Annotated in this window: 14 protein-coding genes and 1 pseudogene; 3 read left to right on the top strand and 12 right to left on the bottom strand. The window is 61.3% G+C overall.

The window, feature by feature from the left end; all coding sequences use genetic code 11:
• The first annotated feature begins 87 nt into the window (after positions 1-87).
• The 3 genes and pseudogenes from ACI2KG_RS01680 to ACI2KG_RS01690 form a co-directional block, all read left to right on the top strand.
• Positions 88-1,068, top strand: coding sequence for a DUF1852 domain-containing protein (locus tag ACI2KG_RS01680; protein ID WP_404660535.1), 981 nt, complete (start codon positions 88-90; stop codon positions 1,066-1,068).
• Between the two features lie 27 nt (positions 1,069-1,095).
• Positions 1,096-2,130, top strand: coding sequence for a methionine synthase (locus ACI2KG_RS01685; RefSeq protein ID WP_404660537.1), 1,035 nt, complete (start codon positions 1,096-1,098; stop codon positions 2,128-2,130).
• Positions 2,131-2,926: 796 nt separating this feature from the next.
• Positions 2,927-3,211 (top strand): annotated as a pseudogene (locus ACI2KG_RS01690) (LysR family transcriptional regulator); the annotation flags it as partial.
• Positions 3,212-3,490: 279 nt separating this feature from the next.
• Here ACI2KG_RS01690 and ACI2KG_RS01695 read toward each other — a convergent pair.
• The 12 genes from ACI2KG_RS01695 to pedF all read right to left on the bottom strand — a co-directional run bounded on the left by ACI2KG_RS01695 (position 3,491) and on the right by pedF (position 16,258).
• Positions 3,491-4,753, bottom strand: a complete 1,263-nt coding sequence (locus tag ACI2KG_RS01695; protein WP_404660538.1) for a type II toxin-antitoxin system HipA family toxin — start codon at positions 4,751-4,753, stop codon at positions 3,491-3,493.
• Positions 4,746-5,063 carry a helix-turn-helix domain-containing protein gene (locus tag ACI2KG_RS01700; protein ID WP_404660539.1) on the bottom strand — a complete coding sequence of 106 codons (318 nt, stop codon included), beginning with the start codon at positions 5,061-5,063 and terminating at the stop codon, positions 4,746-4,748. The genes ACI2KG_RS01695 and ACI2KG_RS01700 overlap by 8 nt, the downstream gene beginning before the upstream one ends.
• A gap of 169 nt (positions 5,064-5,232) precedes the next feature.
• Positions 5,233-5,601, bottom strand: coding sequence for an OsmC family protein (locus tag ACI2KG_RS01705; protein WP_404660540.1), 369 nt, complete (start codon positions 5,599-5,601; stop codon positions 5,233-5,235).
• Between the two features lie 273 nt (positions 5,602-5,874).
• Complete coding sequence (locus tag ACI2KG_RS01710; RefSeq protein ID WP_404660541.1) at positions 5,875-7,539, bottom strand: NahK/ErcS family hybrid sensor histidine kinase/response regulator; 1,665 nt, start codon at positions 7,537-7,539, stop codon at positions 5,875-5,877.
• On the bottom strand, positions 7,523-8,686 hold the full coding sequence (gene ercA / locus ACI2KG_RS01715; RefSeq protein ID WP_404660542.1) for an alcohol dehydrogenase-like regulatory protein ErcA: 1,164 nt from the start codon (positions 8,684-8,686) through the stop codon (positions 7,523-7,525). Before ercA ends, ACI2KG_RS01710 begins: the two co-directional genes overlap by 17 nt.
• 126 nt (positions 8,687-8,812) lie before the next feature.
• Complete coding sequence (pqqA, locus tag ACI2KG_RS01720; protein ID WP_400616459.1) at positions 8,813-8,884, bottom strand: pyrroloquinoline quinone precursor peptide PqqA; 72 nt, start codon at positions 8,882-8,884, stop codon at positions 8,813-8,815.
• Between the two features lie 268 nt (positions 8,885-9,152).
• Entirely contained in the window at positions 9,153-10,673 is a 1,521-nt protein-coding gene (locus ACI2KG_RS01725) for an aldehyde dehydrogenase family protein (protein WP_404660543.1), read from the bottom strand.
• 160 nt (positions 10,674-10,833) lie between these two features.
• Complete coding sequence (gene pedH, locus ACI2KG_RS01730) at positions 10,834-12,621, bottom strand: PQQ-dependent alcohol dehydrogenase PedH (protein WP_400616352.1); 1,788 nt, start codon at positions 12,619-12,621, stop codon at positions 10,834-10,836.
• A 387-nt stretch (positions 12,622-13,008) separates the two neighbouring features.
• Positions 13,009-13,932: a quinoprotein relay system zinc metallohydrolase 1 gene (locus ACI2KG_RS01735; protein ID WP_404660544.1), complete on the bottom strand. Its 924-nt coding sequence runs from the start codon at positions 13,930-13,932 to the stop codon at positions 13,009-13,011.
• A 38-nt stretch (positions 13,933-13,970) separates the two neighbouring features.
• Positions 13,971-14,738 (bottom strand): quinoprotein dehydrogenase-associated SoxYZ-like carrier, encoded by a 768-nt coding sequence (locus ACI2KG_RS01740; RefSeq protein ID WP_404660545.1) that lies wholly within the window; start codon positions 14,736-14,738, stop codon positions 13,971-13,973.
• Between the two features lie 177 nt (positions 14,739-14,915).
• A complete protein-coding gene (locus ACI2KG_RS01745; RefSeq protein ID WP_404660546.1) occupies positions 14,916-15,791 on the bottom strand; it encodes a substrate-binding periplasmic protein in 876 nt (291 codons plus the stop codon).
• 5 nt (positions 15,792-15,796) lie between these two features.
• Positions 15,797-16,258, bottom strand: a complete 462-nt coding sequence (gene pedF / locus ACI2KG_RS01750; protein WP_400616361.1) for a cytochrome c-550 PedF — start codon at positions 16,256-16,258, stop codon at positions 15,797-15,799.
• Positions 16,259-16,264: the final 6 nt, after the last annotated feature.

Genomic DNA, 16,264 nt, shown 5'->3' on the forward strand with positions numbered 1-16,264 from the left:
CAACTTAAAGACTACCAAGCGCCGCCCTGACCACCCAGCAGGGACGCACCGCACCGCTTGAGTCAAGCATCAGGACAGCCGTACGCCATGAACAAAGAACCGGTATTCACCGTCAAGCGCATTGCCTTTGACGAACACTATCACCCCGCCGAAAACACCCGCATCACTACCAACTTCGCCAACCTGGCGCGGGGTGCCAATCGCAAGGAAAACCTGCGCAACACCTTGACGATGATCAACAACCGCTTCAATGCCCTGGCGCACTGGGACAACACCGAAAATGATCGCTACAGCGTCGAGCTGGAAATCATTTCGGTTGAAATGCACCTGGATGCCGAAGCGCATGGCAATGCCCTGCCGCTGATTGAAATTTTGAAAACCCATATTGTCGACCACAAGACCAATACCCGTTTCGAGGGCATGGTCGGCAACAATTTTTCATCGTACGTGCGCGATTACGATTTCAGTGTTTTGCTGCTGGAGCACAACAAAGGCCTGCCAACTTTCAGCACGCCTGAAAACTTTGGCGTGCTGCACGGCAACCTGTTCAAGTGCTTCATCAACTCGTCAACCTACAAAGCGCATTTCAACAAGCCGCCGGTTATCTGCCTGAGCGTGTCTAGCAGCAGAACCTACCATTGCACCGAAAACCAGCACCCCGTGCTGGGCGTTGAATACCAGCAGGACGAATACTCCCTGACCGACGAGTACTTCAACAAGATGGGGCTGAAGGTGCGGTACTTCATGCCGCCGAACAGTGTTGCCCCCTTGGCATTCTACTTTGCCGGTGACCTGCTGGCCGAGTACAGCAACCTCGAGCTGATCAGCACCGTCAGCACCATGGATACCTTCCAGAAAATCTACCGCCCCGAGATCTACAACGCCAACTCCGCAGCCGGCAAGTCCTACCAGCCCAGCCTCAAGCACCAGGACTACTCGCTCACGCGCATTGTCTACGACCGCGAAGAACGCAGCCGCCTGGCAATCGAGCAGGGCAAGTTCGCCGAAGAGCAATTTGTCAAACCGTACCAGGCCACGCTTGCGCAATGGTCCGCTCAATACCTCTGATCAATTTAAAGTACAAGGTTACCGTTCATGAATACTCTGCTTCCAACGTCCACCGCCGGCAGCTTGCCTAAACCGGCCTGGCTTGCCGAGCCGGAAAAGCTCTGGTCACCCTGGAAGTTGCAAGATGAGCAACTGCTTGAAGGTAAACAGGACGCCCTGCGCCTGGCCTTGCAGGAACAACAGCACGCCGGTATCGATATCGTCAGTGACGGCGAACAGACGCGCCAGCATTTCGTTACCACGTTCATCGAGCACCTCAGCGGTGTCGACTTTGAAAAGCGTGAAACCGTGCGTATTCGCGATCGCTACGATGCCAGCGTACCGACCGTAGTCGGTGCTGTCGCCCGGCAAAAACCGGTGTTTGTCGACGATGCCCGGTTCCTTCGCCAGCAAACTACCCAGCCGATCAAGTGGGCGCTGCCAGGCCCCATGACCATGATCGACACGCTGTATGACTGCCACTATAAAAGCCGGGAAAAGCTCGCCTGGGAGTTCGCCAAGATTCTTAACCAGGAAGCCCTGGAACTGGAAGCTGCCGGTGTCGATATCATTCAGTTCGACGAACCCGCGTTCAATGTGTTCTTTGACGACGTGAACGACTGGGGTGTCGCCACCCTGGAAAGGGCTCTTCAGGGCCTCAAGTGCGAAACGGCCGTGCACATCTGCTACGGCTATGGCATCAAGGCCAATACAGACTGGAAAAAGACCTTGGGCTCGGAATGGCGGCAATATGAAGAAGCCTTCCCCAAGTTGCAGCAGTCCAGCATCGATATCATTTCGCTTGAGTGTCACAACGCGCATGTGCCAATGGACCTGATCGAGCTGATTCGCGGCAAGAAAGTCATGGTCGGCGCCATCGATGTGGCCAACCATGCCATCGAAACGCCCGAGGAAGTCGCCAACACCTTGCGCAAGGCGCTGCAGTTTGTTGATGCCGACAAACTCTACCCTTGCACCAACTGCGGCATGGCCCCCCTGCCTCGCCGGGTTGCCAACGGCAAGCTCAAAGCGCTGAGTGCAGGTGCAGCCATCGTTCGCCAGGAACTGGCAAACGCCCGCTGAAGCAAACGCAGCCACAGCACCTAGCATGTTGGTTTCTGGTTCCGCCTGAAAAGGATTGTCAGGATCACGCAAGCATGCGGCAACCGCCGTATCATCGCGTCGGTGAGCGATCTCCTGCTCACTGCCAAGGACATCTCCTTCACGACGCTGGCAGGTGTCAGCGAGGCTTCTGGCCCGGCCCTCTGAAAGCCCGCTATAGCGCCTGCTGCTACCCTGGACGCAAATGCACGACGCTGCCGTTAGTACTCTGCGCATTGTGCTGGCCTCTTCGCGGGTGAACCCGCTCCTACAGGAAACCCTCATGCCGCGAGGCATTCGCTGCACCTGTGGGAGCGGGTTCACCCGCGAAGAGGCCAGCTCAGTCAACACATCAATAGCGACCATGCGCAATATTCGACGGCCGCTGCGTTATCCTGCCTCTTTCCCACCCCGTCACGAGATTGCCGTGGCAGCCTTGAACTGTACCTGGTCGGCGCACCGTTGAGCCATCTTCAGCATTGTCGCCATGCATGACACTGGCTCACCCAAAGGGTGAGGAATGATCGTTTGAGTCGAACAGGCTACATGACGTTAATTGGGTGAACACTACACTACAGGTGAAATCATGATCCACGGAAAAACCCTGGAAGCCTGGCAACAAAGCCACCCGATCAATCGCACATCGCCCCCCTGCCGAAGCTTCGCCAGTTGCTGGGGAACGGGCGGTAGCATGGTGCCAGCAACCGAGTTTGACGCTTACCTGTCAAAAGGCCGTGCCCTGCTGACGCGTCCGTAACCTGTGAACAAGGACTGCTGAATGAACACGCCCGGCCGCGTCGCAATCAAGCTCAATGGTGCCCATCTGGGCAGCCTGCATGTGTTTCTGGTCGCTGCGCGCTACCTGAGCTTTGCACGTGCGGCCGATGAGCTGTCCCTCAGCGCAAGCGCCGTGAGCCACCGCATCAACCGGCTCGAGCGTGAGCTGGCGTTGAAACTGTTCAACCGCATGCCGCGCAAGGTAAGCCTGACCGAGGACGGCGAACGCCTGTTCGCGGTCATGCAGCGCTCAATGGACGAGATCAACGAAGCCGTTCAGGACCGTTGCCTTTTGGTAGCTTTCGCGACACGTCCAATCACGGTTATTACCTGGTTCACCCGCACCATGACGGCATGCCCAAGCGGCTGCAGGTGTTGATTGACTGGCTGGTGAAAGCCGCTCAGGCTGAACTTTAGGAAATCAACAGCCTCTGTGGGAGCGGCCTTGTGTCGCGATGGGCCGCAAAGCGGCCCCGTCGATATATGCGGTGATGCTGAAATCGTGGGGCCGCTCTGCAGCCCATCGCGGCGCAAGGCCCACAGGTATTGTGCAGACTTCAGGCTGTCACTGGCGCAGCAAGGCAACGTTCTGATCAATCCGCCCTTGAACTGTCTGCAAGGTATCGCGGGTGATAGCCCCTGGGCACAGGTGCCCGGCAATGCTTGCAAACTGACCGGCCACATCGCAGATGCGGTCAATCAGTTTGCAGGCAGCGTCCAGAGGCACTTCGGCTTCTTCAGCAAGCCTTAGCACTTGTGCGCGGGAAACTGCCAGCGCCTCGCCCATCACATCCATCTGGTGGTAGCCACCTGGCCCTTCACAGAACGTCACGTCGTAGGCCGGCGCCAATTGCCAGCGACCTTTTGGCGACATCAGGAAAGCGAAGTTCTTCGGATGATCATCTCTGTTATTGAACGCAATGTTGAAGACTGCACGCTCGAACGCCACCGCCATTTCACGTACATCGTTGGTACACATCTGCGTTGCCCGCACGAAATTTACGTAATCAAGAACACCCGGTGACTGAAAATCTGCCCCCGTGAAAGCCGCAAGGCTCTGCATGGGTACACGCATGCCTTGCTGCCGGTCGAAGCGCTTGCTGGCAAACGCTGCCATCCCATTGGGCAGGCTGAAGTACTGCGTTTCTGGTGTGGCGATGACGCATTTGCGCAGGCATTCGGCGTAGGCCATTTCGATGGCGCACACTTCGGGATGTTCGTCTTTGGCCGGGAACTTGACCAACCAGGCTTCCAGCCCAGCGGTCGGGGCGGTGGTGAACTCGCCATTCTCAGGGTTGCGATAAACCAGTGCCTTGGGCCTGGCACCTTGAGGCGAGCCACCTACCAGCAGCAGTGTCTGCAGGAACTCGCCACCCTCACCGTGGAGTACCTCGGTAACCTCGGCAGCGAGCTTCTCCAGTGGAATATGAACGTCGGGTTGCTGGCCTTCAGGCATTACCGGTTCAAATGTCATGGCCCCCATTGCATTACCACCGATGAAAGCCAGCCGTTCAAGGGCACCAATACGCGCCGTGGTAAGGCCTCGACGCCTGAACAAGCGGTCCATCAGCAACATCCCCCAGCCGTCCGGTAACGCATCGTAGACAGGCCCAGGCAAATGCAGCTGATGACGCGGGAACTCCCGGCGTAATGGTGGCCCTTGTAGCGGTAGGGTGTAAGCAGAAAGCTCCAGCCCTCTTCGCCTGGCCTCCTCACTGAATTCGAAGACGATGAGTGGCCGACCGGTCAAAGCGGTTGTAGAAACCAATGAGCCCCACCGCCAGCGCTCGCCCCAGCCTTCATAGAAGACATTCACCTGCTCAAGCATTGCCAGCTTTCCTTCTGGACCGAAGACGGCTGGCGCTGCTTTCGTAGCGCCGTATATCCTCAATACTGCCCAGCTTGGGCAGGAACAGACCCTCGAGCTCCTGTGCCCGGCCAAGCGCTATTGCCACCCGTACAACATTTTCGAAGCCAACGTTGCGCCCGGCTTCGAGGTTGGACACGGTGTTAGCGCCAATACCAGCACGCCCGGCCAGTTCGGCCTGGGTCATTTCCAGCGCCAGGCGCTCTGTGCGTAACCGATCGCAAAGGCGCTTGACGACCTCGCTCGGCTTGCTGAAGCTCAAATCCAGCATAGTGTTTACCAAGCTCGCTTCATGGCTGTGAGTAGCTGGAATTATAGAAGCGAGCCCCTATGCCATCAATCCTTATAAATCCAATGTATTGTGTCTTAATCTGGATTTTAATGGATAAGCCACAATATTTGATATTTAGGTAGCGTGCTTGCGATGCTAATCTCGCCATTCAAAACTTTGTGAATCGGGCAGCGTTGGCGATTTCCAGCAATCGCGCGCGTTGCTCGTCGCTCAGCGCCCCACGCAGCGTGATCTCGCGAGCAATCTGAATCTTCGGTTCGCGACCCAGTTGTTCATGGTCGATGCGGATATCGACATCGATGGCTTCCAGCGGCATTTCCTTGCGCTGGGCGTACATGGCAACGGTGATCGAGGTACAGGCGCCAAGTGACGACAGTAACAGCGCATGCGGCGACGGCCGGACATCCCCGCCACCTGCCTGCGCGTCAACGTCACTGGCCCACTGGTGCTGGCCATCGGTGATGCTCACCTGGTACGCCACGCCTGCGTAAGACGCGCGGATTGCTCGCTCTGCCATGGAAACTCCTGTTTGATGATTGTCCTGCAGTGGCCCTGCTGTGGGGGCTATGTGGGTTGAATGATAAAAGCACAGGCCAGTAGCCGGTAGACGATGAAAATCGACCCCTGCGTTCCACAAGATGAACGCTGTCCCTTGTAGGAGCGGCCTTGTGTCGCGATCGGGCTGCGCAGCAGCCCCAGCATGCCAGCGTCAATGCACAAATTGCTGGGGCTGCTGCGCAGCCCGATCGCGACACAAGGCCGCTCCTACAGGGGACCGCGCAAACTTGCTCTATCCCAACAACTGGCTCAACACTGCGCGCAGCTTTCCGGGTTTTACAGGTTTGTTCAGCAGCGGCGCACCCAGTTCCTGCAACGAACGCCGGCACTGGTCAGTGCGGTCGGCAGTAATGATTACCGCCGGAATGGCCGAGGCAAAATGCTCGCGCAAGTGCCGCACCACCTCGCAGCCGACCACGCCATGATCCAGGTGGAAGTCCGCCAGGATCAGCTCCGGTGCGCGCCCCTGCAACGCCCGCAAGGCTCCCTCCTGGTCGGTCGCGGTGACCACCTCGCAACCCCACTGCCCCAGTAGCGCGCCCATGCTTTCGAGGATGCTCACTTCGTTGTCCAGCACCAGCAGGCGACGGCCCGGTAGCGGGTTACCGGCACTTGGCTGTGGCATGGCGTGTTGAATGGGCTGCGGCAACGCTTTGCCAAGCGGCACTTCGATGCTGAACATCGAACCGCGCCCCGGCCACGAGCGGACTTCGATCCGGTAGCCGAGAATCTTGGCGATCCGCTCGACGATGGCCAGGCCCAGGCCCACGCCCTTGCGATCCGCCGCGCGGCCAACGTCCAGCTGGTTGAACTCCAGGAAGATTGCCTGTAACCGGTCTTGCGCAATGCCCCGCCCGGTATCCCACACTTCCAGGCGCAGGTGATCGCCGCGACGCCGCGCGCCCAACAGGACTCGACCCTCGTCGGTGTAACGGCAGGCGTTGCTGAGGAAGTTGCGCAGGATCCTCGTCAGCAACCGCAGGTCAGTGCTGATCGCGTAGTCAGCAATGCGCGCGTGCAGGTTCAAGCCCGCCGCATCGGCCACCGAGCGGAACTCCGACACCAGCGGCGCAAGCAGTTCGTCCAGGCGGTACACGGCCACGTCCGGTTTGACCGCTGCCTGGTCCAGGCGGGAGATGTCCAGCAGGTCGGTCAGCAAGTCCTCGGCCCCCTCCAGGGCCTGGTGAGTACGCTCCACCAACACCTGTTCGGCCTCGGGCAATCGCCGTTCGCGCAACGTCGAAATCAGCAGGCGCGCGGCATTCAGTGGTTGCAGCAGGTCGTGGCTGGCGGCAGCGAGGTACTTGTCCTTGCTGCGGTTGGCGGCTTCGGCGGCATCACGCGCCTCAAGCAACTCATCGGTACGCGCAGCGACCCGTTGCTCCAGTTCGTCATTGAGCTGCTGCAGGCGCTGCTGGGCCTGCTTGCGCTCGGTGATATCGGCAACAAACCCCTCCACCAGCCCTTCCTGGCCGGGCTTGAGCAGTAGGTTCATCAACACATCGAGGTGGCTGCCGTCCTTGCGCCGCAGGCGGGTTTCATAACCGTTCAGGCTGTGCTCACGGGCCAGGATCGTGGTAATTGCCTGCAGCTCTTCAGCCCCCCCATCGAACAAGTGGGTGGCCAGGTCGGTCAGGGAAAACAGCAGTGCTTGCGGGTCGTCATAACCCAGCATACGCGCCAGCGCCGGGTTGGCAGCACGCATGCCGTCTTGCAGGCTGGCCTGGAAAATCCCGTGCACGGCGTTTTCGAACAGCCATTTGTAGCGGTTGCGCTCGGCCTCCAGTTCATCCAGGCGGGCAGAAAGCTCCGGGTAATGGCTTTTGCGCGCCGAGTGGTCGCCCAGCCCCAGCAGCCCGGCCAGCGCCCGTTGCTGCTCGTCAGAGGGCCTCGCCATAGACCACCTCGACATCTCGCTGGCTCGACGCGCGTGGATTGGTGAGGATGCACGGGTCGTCCATCGCATGTTGCGACAGGAACGGGATATCGGCGGTGCGTACCCCGTGCAGGCCCAGGGTTTCATTGAAGCCGATGGCATGCTTCAGGGCAATCAGGTGCTCCACCAGGCGCCCGCAGATCTGCCGGTGGTTGAGGCCACGGCAATCGATGCCGAACACTTCGGCAATCACCTTGAAACGCTCCGGTGCCGAGCTGTAGTTGAACGCCACCACATGCTCCACCAGCACCGCGTTGCACAAGCCGTGCGGCAGGTCGAGAAACCCGCCCAGGCTGTGCGACATGGCATGCACTGCGCCGAGGATAGCGTTGGAGAACGCCAGCCCCGCCTGCATGCTGCCGAGCATGATCTTTTCGCGCAGGGCAATGTCGCCAGGGTTGGCGATCATCTCCACCAGGTTGCCATTGATCAGGCGCATGGCTTCCAGCGCATGAGGGTCGGTCAACGGGCCGTGGCCGGTGGAAACGAAGGCTTCGATGGCATGCACCAGCGCATCGATGCCGGTACAGGCCGACAGGAACGGGTCCATGCTCAGGGTGGTTTGCGGGTCGATCAGCGACACATCCGGCACCACCGCCTTGCTGACGATGGAGAACTTCATGCGCTCCTGCTGGTTGGAGATGATCACGAACTGCGACACGTCCGCCGAGGTGCCGGCGGTGGTCGGGATCAGGATCAACGGCGGGCTGGGCACGCGGATCATGTCCACGCCTTCGAATTCGAGAATGCTGCGCCCATGGGCGACCACAATGCCGATGGCCTTGCCGCAATCCATCGGGCTCCCGCCACCGACGGCAACGATCACGTCACAGTGGTTCTGCCGGTAGATCTCGGCACCGAGCATCACCTCTTCGACCCGTGGGTTGGGCGACACGGCGCTGTACAGGCAGTAATCGATGCCCTGGGCCTGCAAGCTGGCCTCGACATCGGCCACCCAGCCAGCGGCGATCACGCCGGGGTCGCTGACCACCAGCACCTTGCGCGCACCAAAGGTTTTGGCGTAATTGGCGACATTGTGCCGGCAGCCGGCACCGAAGATGATTTCAGGCGATACAAACTTGCGAAGCGGGCTGAAACTCTGGCTCATCGGGAAGCCTGTTCTTATTGTTCTGGAAGGTAACCGCCAGCGTAAAGCATCCCGCCGCGAAAGCAACCAGACCAAAGCGGCATCCGGGTTAAAGACCCGGCCACCGCGAGGATGGCCGGACAGACATCAGCGATTGGCGAAATACATCGTCACTTCGAAGCCAATGCGCAGGTCGGCGTAGGCGGGTTTGGTCCACATAGGGCAAGTCCTCTTCTTGTGCCGGGTGATTCCGGTAGAGGCATTAATGCATGGGCGGCGGCGGGGGCGAATGCTACTTTGGAACGAATTTGCGGCAGGCGTTGGTAGGAAGACAGCGAATAGCGAGGAGTAATGTAGTGCTGTACCGGCCTCATCGCCGGCAAGCCAGCTCCCACAGGTACTGCACAAGTCTGGAGCTTTGCGCGATCCTGTGGGAGCTGGCTTGCCGGCGATGGGCTGCAAAGCAGCCCCAAGGCCATTTCAGGACTTAGAAGAAGCCCAACGGATTGATGTCGTAGCTCACCAGCAGGTTCTTGGTCTGCTGATAATGGTCCAGCATCATTTTGTGCGTCTCACGCCCCACGCCCGACTTCTTGTAGCCGCCAAATGCCGCATGTGCCGGGTACAGGTGGTAGCAGTTGGTCCAGACCCGCCCGGCCTTGATCCCGCGGCCCATGCGGTAGGCACGGTTGATGTCGCGGGTCCACAGGCCGGCACCCAGGCCGAACTCGCTGTCATTGGCAATCGCCAGGGCTTCGGCTTCGTCCTTGAAGGTGGTCACCCCCACCACCGGGCCGAAGATTTCTTCCTGGAACACCCGCATCTGGTTGTGGCCCTTGAGCAGGGTCGGCTGGATGTAATAACCGCTGGCCAGGTCACCCTGCAGGCGCTCGGCAGCGCCGCCGGTGAGTAGCTGCGCGCCCTCCTCCCTGGCAATTTGCAGGTACGAGAGAATCTTGTCGTACTGCTGCTCCGAAGCCTGGGCACCCACCATGGTCGCGGTGTCCAGCGGGTTGCCGCGGGTGATTTTGCCGATTTTCTTCATCACTTCGGCCATGAACGGCTCGTAGATCGATTCCTGAATCAGCGCCCGGGACGGGCAGGTGCACACTTCGCCCTGGTTGAAGAACGCCAGCACCAGGCCTTCGGCAGCCTTCTCGATGAACGCCGGTTCCGCCTGCATGATGTCTTCGAAGAAGATGTTCGGCGACTTGCCGCCCAGCTCCACGGTGGACGGAATGATGTTCTCGGCCGCGCATTTCATGATGTGCGAGCCCACCGGGGTGGAACCTGTGAAGGCGATCTTGGCGATACGTTTGCTGGTCGCCAGCGCCTCGCCGGCCTCACGGCCGAAGCCCTGGACGATGTTCAGCACACCCGCCGGCAACAGGTCGGCGATCAGTTCGGCAAACACGGTGATCGACAGCGGCGTCTGCTCCGCCGGCTTGAGCACCACGCAGTTGCCGGCGGCCAGAGCCGGGGCCAGTTTCCAGGCCGCCATCAGCAACGGGAAGTTCCACGGAATGATCTGCCCCACCACGCCCAGGGGTTCATGGATGTGATAGGCCACGGTGCCTTCGTTGATTTCGGCGGCACCGCCTTCCTGCGCGCGGATGCACCCGGCAAAGTAGCGGAAGTGGTCCGCCGCCAGCGGCACGTCGGCATTCAGGGTTTCGCGCACGGCCTTGCCGTTGTCCCAGCTTTCGGTAACCGCCAGCACTTCCAGGTTCTGCTCGATGCGGTCGGCAATTTTCAGCAGTGCCAGGGCACGGTCCTGCACCGAAGTCTTGCCCCAGGCATCGGCGGCGGCATGCGCGGCGTCCAGTGCACGTTCGATGTCCTGCGCGGTGGAACGGGGGAATTCGGCAATTGGCTGGCCATTGACCGGCGAGCTGTTGGTGAAGTATTGGCCAGCCAGGGGCGCCACGAATTCGCCATTGATGAAGTTGCCATAACGTGGCTTGAAGGACACGACGGCGCCTGGAGTTCCGGGTTGTGCGTAGATCATGCTGAGCCTCTGCGGGTCGATGCCTGTCCGGCGACAGGCGATGGACCGATGGTAAAAAGCCCCGCCTGCCGGACGAATGCATCGTTGGCAGCGGGGCTCTCGTCATTTGGTAGTAGGGCCGCTTGCCGCCAGGGCACTGGCAGCAGGCGGCAGGGTTGCGTTACGGCTGGGTGCTTGCGGTTTGCTGCAGCTGCTTGGGCAGCTTGAAGGTCCAGAGCATGCCGCCCTGGTTGAAGTCCTTGACCCGCTTGGCCACTTCACCGCCCCACAGTGGTACCGCGCCGCCCCAGCCGGAAACCACCGAAACGTATTGCTCGCCGTCCATTTCCCATGTAACGGGCGAGCCAAGCACGCCGGAGCCGGTCTGGAACTCCCAGACCTTGTCGCCAGTCTTGGCGTTGAACGCCTGCAAGTAGCCTTCCGGGGTGCCGGTGAACACCAGGTTGCCCTTGGTGGTCAGCACCCCACCCCACAGTGGCGCATAGTTCTTGTGGCGCCACACTTCCTTGCCGCTGATCGGGTCGATGGCGCGCAGTACACCGATGTAGTCTTCGTTGAGTGGTTTGATGGTGAAACCGGCACCCAGGAACGCCGCGCCCTTCTTGTAGGCAATGCCTTCGTTCCAGATGTCCATGCCCCACTCGTTGGACGGCACGTAGAACAACCCGGTGTCCTTGTTGTAGGCCATCGGCATCCAGTTCTTGGCACCGAGGAAGGCCGGCGCGACGAACACCGAGCTGCCCTTGGCTTCGCTACCCGGGGCGCCCGGGCGGCTGGCTTCGTTGTAGATCGGCCGGCCATCCTTGTCCAGGCCGGTGGCCCAGGTGATCTTGTCGACGAAGGGGAAGCCACGGATGAACTTGCCGTTGGTGCGGTCCAGCACATAGAAGAAGCCGTTGCGGTCAGCGGTGGCGGCCGCCTTGACCTCTTTGCCGCCGTCCTTGTAGTTGAACGAGATCAGCTCGTTGACGCCGTCGAAGTCCCAGCCGTCATGCGGCGTGCTCTGGAAGTGCCACTTGATGGTGCCGTCGTCCGGGTTCAGCGCCAGGCGCGACGAGGAATACAGGTTGTCACCCGGGCGCAGGTGCGAGTTCCATGGCGCCGGGTTCCCGGTGCCGAACAGGATCAGGTTGGTTTCCGGGTCGTAGTAGCCGCCCAGCCACGGCGCGGCACCGCCGGTCTTCCACAGGTCGCCGGGCCAGGTTTTGCCGGCTTCGCCACCGGATATGCCGTTTTCAATGGCCTTGCCGTCCTTGTACACATAGCCCATGTGCCCTTCGACGGTGGGGCGCATCCACAGCAGCTCGCCGTTTTCCGGGTTATAGGCCTGGATCTTGCCCACCACGCCAAATTCGCCGCCGGCGACACCGGTAATCAGCTTGCCGTTGACGATCATTGGCGCAGCGCTGATCGAGTAGCCTTCCTTGTGGTCGGCGACTTTCTTGCTCCACACCACCTTGCCGGTGTCCTTGTTCAGTGCCACCAGCTTGGCGTCGAGGGTGCCGAAGAACACCAGGTCGCCGTACAGCGCCACGCCACGGTTGATCACGTCGCAGCACGGGCGGATGTCGTCGGGCAGGCGGGCATCGTACTGCCACAGCTTCTTGCCGGTGCGCGCGTCCACGGCAAACACCCGCGAGTAGGAGCCGGTCAGGTACATCACCCCATCCTTGATCAGCGGCTGTGCCTGCTGGCCGCGCTGTTTTTCGCCGCCGAAGGAAAACGCCCAGACCGGGCGCAGTTCCTTGACGTTGTTGCTGTTGAGCATGTCCAGCGGGCTGTAGCGCTGGCCCTGCACGCCCAGGCCGTTGGTCACGATCTGCTGCGGGTTCTTCGGGTCCTGAAGGATTTCGTCATTGCTGACGGCGGCGTGGGCCGCGCCGGCAAGCAGCATGGCGCTGAGCACCAGGCTCACAGCGAACGCGGGACGACGTGGAGATCGGGTCATGTCGGCTACCTTTGGTTTTTTTGTTGTGTCCGGGAAAATTTCCCGGTGTGCCGAGGATTCTTGGTCGCGGCCTGCTCGCCAACAATTGCCAGGAGTGCGGAGTTTTCTAGTTCCTTGGTATCGGCCTGGAACATGGGTTGGTGCGGACATCGAGCGCCGCCCGCGCGGCGCTTCGCGGGGCAAGCCCGCTCCCACATTTGTTTCGGGCCAGTCATCCCTGTGCCATTGGCGCGCGTACCTTTTGGTGCATGGCGCGATACCGCGTCGTACAAACAAGGCATCGCGCGCCAATGCCTCAGGAATCATTGGCCCGAAACAAATGTGGGAGCGGGCTTGCCCCGCGAAGCGCCGCGCGGGCGGCGCTCGATCTCGCAGGCGCAGAAAATCTCACGGCAAGCGCCGTAACTGGCGGCGCTCGTACCGCGGATACAGATGGCTGACACTGCGAATCAGCTCATACCGGGTCAGGCTGATACCGGCAAACCGCTCGGGGATCGGGCTGCGGATCATCTCGGCCATGTCGTCGCCACGCGCGGCGCCCTGGCGCATCAGGGCATCCAGCCAGCCCAGGTAGTCGCGCATCTGCACAAATGGCTGCGCATCGCTGGCCACCGGGCCATGCCCGGGCACCAGCTGCTTCCACGGCAGCGCCTGCAAGGTGTCGAGGTCGTTGAGCCAAACGTCCAGCCCGGGGCTGTTGGGCGTGGTCAGGGCACGTTGGTAGAAGACCAGGTCGCCCGCGAACAGTACGCCTGTCTTTTCGTCGAAAATCGCCAGGTCGGCACCGGTATGCCCGCCCAGCCCCAGCAAGCGCAGCCGGTGCCCGCCTACCTCAGTCACACCTGGCTCCACCACCCGGGTCGGTAGTACCACCTCGGTGCCGCGCATCCAGTCGCCAACCAGGCGGTACATGTTCTCGGCCATGGCATCGCCCTGTTGGCGCAGCAGCTCAGCGGTACCGGCCAAGGCACCAATGGGCACATCGGCGAAAGCCTGGTTGCCCAGAACATGGTCCGGGTGATGATGGGTCAGCAGCACTTCCAGTACCGGCTTGTCGGTAATGGCGGCAATGGCCTGGCGCAGCGCCTCGCCATAACGCTTCGATGGCCCGCTGTCGATCACCACCACGCCGCTGTCGGTCACGATGAACGCCGTGTTGACCACATTGCCGCCATTGGCCTTGGCAAAATTGTCGGTACTGCCTTCCAGCAACCAGGTGCCCTCGGCGATCTGCCTGGGCGCGAGCCGGTATTCCAGATCGGCCTGGGCCGGCAGCCCCAGGCACAGCAGCAATAGCAGGATCCAACGCATGTAAGCGCTCCGGTCAGGGGTTTGGTCAGGCTGCACGCTCAGGGCAACGCCGCTTCGAACTGGTTGCCGCTGTTGTCCTGCAACAGCAGCCGGGTCGGTCCGGCGCCCTGCATATCAAAGCCCAGGTTGGGGTTTTCGCTAACGGCCGGGTACAGCTCAAGGCTGGCCAGGCGCTGGCCGTCGGCGCCTTGCAGTTCGGCATGGTTGAGGAAGAATTCGGGAATGCCGCTGACCAGGCCGTTGTCCATCGGGTGGGCTACTTGCAGGCGCAAACGGCTACTGTCGCCACGCGGGTAGCGCCCACCCAGGACCTCGCCAAGGTGCTCTTCCCAGCCAGGCTGGGTGCGCACCACGCTGGGGGCGGTACAGCCGCCACCGGCGGCATCGATCAAGGTCGAACCAACATGCCACAGGCCGTCGCGGGTAAGCACGGCCGCACGCAGGGGCGTGGCCTGTTCAATGCGGATGCGGATCGACAGCCAGGGCAGCACGCGCTCGCTGGGCTGGAAGTCGACAATGCGTGGCAGCGGGTTGAGTTCGGCCCAGGCGATGATACGCACCACCTCGCCGGTGAATGCCCGGGCATCGATCTCCAGCGGCACCTGGCGGGCATCCTCGGCAAACGGCGGCGCCAGCAGCTTGACCCGGTCATCGAAGACGAAGGGTGCCTGGCCCAGCAGCTGCTTGTGGTAGAAGTCCCACATTACCGAGGGTATCGGGTCGTTGTTGGCACCTGGCTCACTGGCCAGGGCCTGAGCGGCCCAGGATAGCCAGCAGGCCAGCAGGACTGTTGCTCTCAGGTTCATGATCCGCTCCCATGGATCAACAAATGGCTTTCAGCCTTGCCTGGCCCCCTGTAGGAGCGGCTTTAGCCGCGAACACCGGCTATGCCGGTGCCATACACGGTGTCGCATTCTTCGCGGGTGAACCCGCTCCCACAGGGGATTGTGTCGCCCGTATGACATCAAGACCTGCTGGATCAGCTATTGGTACATTTCTGGTACTTGATAGCGCAGTCCGTAACGGCTATAGATCGCCTTCAACCGCCCATCCCGTATCAACCCCTCCAGCGCCTCTTCCACGGCATACGCCAGCTGCCGGTTGCTTTCATGCACCGCCATGCCGATCTCCCAGGCTTGCTTGCCAAGGTTCGGGTAGGCGTTTTCCGCCAGGGCCCATTGCGGGTCGGCGGCCTGGTGCAGTTGCCAGTCGACTTCGCCGCGCATGGCCATCACCGCATCCACCTGGCCAGCCTGCATGGCCGCAAACGCCTGCTGCACGCTGGGGTAATGGTGGGTCCTGGCGCTGAGCATGCCGTTGAACACCGAGGTCAGGTAGAACGATGGCACGCTGTCCACCTCGACGCCGATCGGGTGCTGCTGGAACACCGCGACACTGGCCACCGAGGCCAGCCGGCGACGGTCATAGGCCACTTGCCAGCGCTCTTCCTGATAGGGGCCGAACATCACCACCTGGGCGTTTTCCAGTTCACCCAGCTCGTTGCGCTTCTGTGCGTAATCGTGGTCGTACGGCACCCGCATCATCAGGTCGGCCAACTGCTGATGGCGCAGCGGGCTGCCGCGCCAGATGTAGTCACGCAGGTCGTCGTCAAGCTTTTCACCGGGCGGCGCCCAGATCAGTTGCAGGCGTACGCCCATGGCGTCTGCCAACGCCTGCGCCAGCTCCACATCGACGCCACGCGGCTGGCCGTGGTCCTGGAAACTGTAAGGCGCAAAATCCTTGTACACCGCCACCTTCAGCTCGCCGGCGGCGATGATCGCGTCGTAGTTGCGCACCTGCGCCTGGGCCGGTGCGCAGCACAGCAGCAGGCTACTCAACAGCACCGCCCACAGACGCATGGCCGTTACTCCTCGACGTGGACGCTGTCCAGATAGGTGCGTACCGCCCACAGGGCTTCCTGGCTCAGGTAGTCGGCCATTTTCGGCATGTACACGCGGCCGTCACGCACCGCGCCGTGGCGCACGCGCTCGACGAACCATTCATCGCCAGCGTCGCCTTCATCGAGCATGCGCAAGTCGGGGGCAATGCCGCCCGACTTGGCTTCCAGGCCGTGGCAGGCCGCGCAATTCTGGTTGTAGGCCGAGGCGCCGATTTCCACCGCCTTGTCGTGTTCAGGTGAACTGCGGTAAGGGTTGACCGCCGCCCAGCCGTCAGCGTCCAGGCTCACGCCAGCGTCCTTGATCGGGGTCAGGCCCTTGGTCTCCACAGCCTGCGGGACCACGTTGCCATGGGCCCAGGCCGTGCCGGTCAACACCGCCCCGGCCAGCAGACCTGCAGCAAGCAACACATTGCGTTTTTTTGTCATTGTTAT

It is taken from the genome of Pseudomonas sp. NPDC089407 (assembly GCF_044900445.1).
Lineage (GTDB): Bacteria > Pseudomonadota > Gammaproteobacteria > Pseudomonadales > Pseudomonadaceae > Aquipseudomonas.

What these genes read in the sequence shown, in the direction of transcription:
- ACI2KG_RS01700 (WP_404660539.1), bottom strand. Translation starts at nt 5,063, where the DNA reads ATGCTGGATTTGAGCTTCAGCAAGCCGAGCGAGGTCGTCAAGCGCCTT.
- ACI2KG_RS01680 (WP_404660535.1), top strand. Translation starts at nt 88, where the DNA reads ATGAACAAAGAACCGGTATTCACCGTCAAGCGCATTGCCTTTGACGAA.
- pedH (WP_400616352.1), bottom strand. Translation starts at nt 12,621, where the DNA reads ATGACCCGATCTCCACGTCGTCCCGCGTTCGCTGTGAGCCTGGTGCTC.
- ACI2KG_RS01685 (WP_404660537.1), top strand. Translation starts at nt 1,096, where the DNA reads ATGAATACTCTGCTTCCAACGTCCACCGCCGGCAGCTTGCCTAAACCG.
- ercA (WP_404660542.1), bottom strand. Translation starts at nt 8,686, where the DNA reads ATGAGCCAGAGTTTCAGCCCGCTTCGCAAGTTTGTATCGCCTGAAATC.
- ACI2KG_RS01695 (WP_404660538.1), bottom strand. Translation starts at nt 4,753, where the DNA reads ATGCTTGAGCAGGTGAATGTCTTCTATGAAGGCTGGGGCGAGCGCTGG.
- ACI2KG_RS01735 (WP_404660544.1), bottom strand. Translation starts at nt 13,932, where the DNA reads ATGCGTTGGATCCTGCTATTGCTGCTGTGCCTGGGGCTGCCGGCCCAG.
- ACI2KG_RS01710 (WP_404660541.1), bottom strand. Translation starts at nt 7,539, where the DNA reads ATGGCGAGGCCCTCTGACGAGCAGCAACGGGCGCTGGCCGGGCTGCTG.
- ACI2KG_RS01705 (WP_404660540.1), bottom strand. Translation starts at nt 5,601, where the DNA reads ATGGCAGAGCGAGCAATCCGCGCGTCTTACGCAGGCGTGGCGTACCAG.
- ACI2KG_RS01725 (WP_404660543.1), bottom strand. Translation starts at nt 10,673, where the DNA reads ATGATCTACGCACAACCCGGAACTCCAGGCGCCGTCGTGTCCTTCAAG.
- ACI2KG_RS01740 (WP_404660545.1), bottom strand. Translation starts at nt 14,738, where the DNA reads ATGAACCTGAGAGCAACAGTCCTGCTGGCCTGCTGGCTATCCTGGGCC.
- pedF (WP_400616361.1), bottom strand. Translation starts at nt 16,258, where the DNA reads ATGACAAAAAAACGCAATGTGTTGCTTGCTGCAGGTCTGCTGGCCGGG.
- ACI2KG_RS01745 (WP_404660546.1), bottom strand. Translation starts at nt 15,791, where the DNA reads ATGCGTCTGTGGGCGGTGCTGTTGAGTAGCCTGCTGCTGTGCTGCGCA.